Raw genomic sequence first — 2,133 nt, 5'->3', positions numbered from 1 at the left:
CGTCACGCGACGGCCCACCTCGAACGGCCCGAGGACATTACGGGCGAACTGCCGAGCAAGTCAGCCACCGAACCCCGCTGACGAATCGAGGTTAGGTGCCCAAAGACCCCGTCACCAGCGGAAACGCTGAGGCCGGGGTCTTCGCGTATGTGCAGGCAGATGCAGCCCGGAGCGGCCGTATGTCGAGGTCTGTGGACGAGGCGTGGACGGGATCTTGGAGCATCGCCGCAGGTCGCCGACTGCTTCCGACGACAGGGCGACTAGCACGCCCCCAGCCCCGAAGTCTGCGGCGCCCGACTGCTTAGATCGCTGGCATGACGGACTGGTCGCAGCTCCACCACGCCTACGGCACGGCAGAAGACATTCCCGGTCTGCTCGACGCGGTGAGCCAAGCTCCGAACGATTCAGACTGGACCGAGCTCTGGTCCCGACTGTGCCATCAGGGCACCGTCTACTCAGCAAGCCACGCGGCCTTGCCGGCCCTACGAGACCTGGCGCGCCAGTGGTCGCCTGCGGACAGACAGCAACCACTCTTGCTGGCCGGCGCCATCGCGGCCAGTACTGACCAGCCATACGGCGAGCAAGATCCCCACGTGGCCTACGCCTCGGAGATGTCCGATCTGCTGCAACTGACTGATGAAGCTCTTCGGGATCCGAGCCTCAGCGATGACCCCGGAACTTATGTCTACTTGCTCGCCGCACTCCTCGGCTTCGAAGATGTCGCGGTTTGGGGCGAACAACTCGACGGCCTGAACGATGACGAGTACGAAGTTCCCTGCCCCGCGTGTAGCGCCGAGAACTTCATAGCCTTCGGTGAGTACGGCTTCTTCTCGACCACAGACAGCATGTACATGAACGAGACCGCGGCAAAGAAGATCCCTCTTCAGCCTGCAGACTCCTCAGCGCTGGAGGGGCTTGCCCAAAAACTGCACAGCCGCGCGCTCGCCGACAACCAGGCCGATGTCGCGGGCAAGTTGACCTATCTTTTCGGTAAGGCGCAATGCGCCGAGTGCGACGCTGTCTTCAGCGTCGCGGATGCCATTGCAACCCGCTGAAACGGGTGAACCACTTCCGGCAGGGATGACTGACCCCTCGCTGAGACGGGCTGGCTCAGGCCTGGCTCCAAGCCTGTCGATGGCGAGCGACGCTGTACACCTGCTCGACCTGCTCGGCCGTCAGCACCCCTGAGAGCGGCGCCAGTGCCGCCACCTGACGCTCCTGATACACGCGCACGCCGAGCTGGGTGGCGACCACTTTCAGATCGGTGACGCCGACGAAGACGAGCACCGGCTCCACCGGTACGGGAAAGCCGCAGTAGTGCTCAAGCACTCGGGCCACTCGCTTGGCCTCTGCCCGGCTCTTGCGTGCGTAGGGCGCCGGCTTTCCCTGGTCGACCTTCACGGAATCGTCGCCGACCCATACGGCCCTTCTGTGGTGGTGCTTTGTGTTGATGCTGAACACCCCGCCCGGCCCAATCAGCAAGTGATCGACATCCACCTTGTCAGCCAGGGGAAGGGAATGCAGGACCCGCCAGCCATGGCGTGCCAGACGGTTCAGCTCGGCGCCCACCCTCTTCTCCCCCGCCAGTCCCTTGCGCCAGGAGTCCCACTCTGTGCGACGACGCAAGAGCTGTAAGACGAGCCGCTCAATCAGACCCACGCCGGAATTGTTGAGCAGGTCCCGGAGGGACTCACCAGGACGGTTGGTGGACAGGTCGTCGGCCGACGTCAAAGGCGACAGCATTGGGCGCGCTTCAGCCTCAGATGCCCCCTGCGGCATGACCGACTCGGAGTCGTTCCGTAAGTGGCGTGTCGGCACGGCAATCACGTCGTCGCGATACTCGGCGACCAGGACCGTAATGTGCCCTGTCCTGACGTCCGCCCAGCCGACCGCGGTGCCATCCGGCAGGTTCGCGTACAGACGATCCTGTCCGTACCGCTTCCAGCGCGTCACCCTCAGCTCCACGATCCCCCCTCGTCCGCTCTCGGCTCGAAGCATCGCAGCAGGTAGCGCTCAAAACGAGAGAGGCCCCGGACAAGGCGAATTCAAGGGGTCGTGGCAACGCCGCTGGTCATGAGGCTGTTGTGAGGAGCTTAGCGAGGCGCTCGGCTGGGGTTTCCCAGTCGAGCGTTT

The 2,133-nt window shown here is 64.2% G+C and carries 2 protein-coding genes; one reads left to right on the top strand and one right to left on the bottom strand.

Features of this window, described 5'->3' with window-relative positions; genetic code table 11:
- The first annotated feature begins 314 nt into the window (after positions 1-314).
- Entirely contained in the window at positions 315-1,055 is a 741-nt protein-coding gene (locus tag ACZ5SK_RS48475; protein ID WP_361709237.1) for a hypothetical protein, read from the top strand.
- Between the two features lie 55 nt (positions 1,056-1,110).
- Here the strand turns inward: ACZ5SK_RS48475 and ACZ5SK_RS48470 are convergent, their stop codons facing one another.
- Entirely contained in the window at positions 1,111-1,998 is an 888-nt protein-coding gene (locus ACZ5SK_RS48470) for a nuclease-related domain-containing protein (RefSeq protein ID WP_457495551.1), read from the bottom strand.
- Positions 1,999-2,133: the final 135 nt, after the last annotated feature.

Source organism: Streptomyces sp. NPDC031474, from assembly GCF_055581185.1.
The sequence above is the reverse complement of the archived record's forward strand: the minus strand, read 5'-3'. Positions and strand labels throughout refer to the sequence as shown.

Excerpts from the sequence above, each read along its gene's own strand:
- ACZ5SK_RS48475 (WP_361709237.1), top strand. The coding sequence starts at position 315 with ATGACGGACTGGTCGCAGCTCCACCACGCCTACGGCACGGCAGAAGAC.
- ACZ5SK_RS48470 (WP_457495551.1), bottom strand. The coding sequence starts at position 1,998 with ATGCTTCGAGCCGAGAGCGGACGAGGGGGGATCGTGGAGCTGAGGGTG.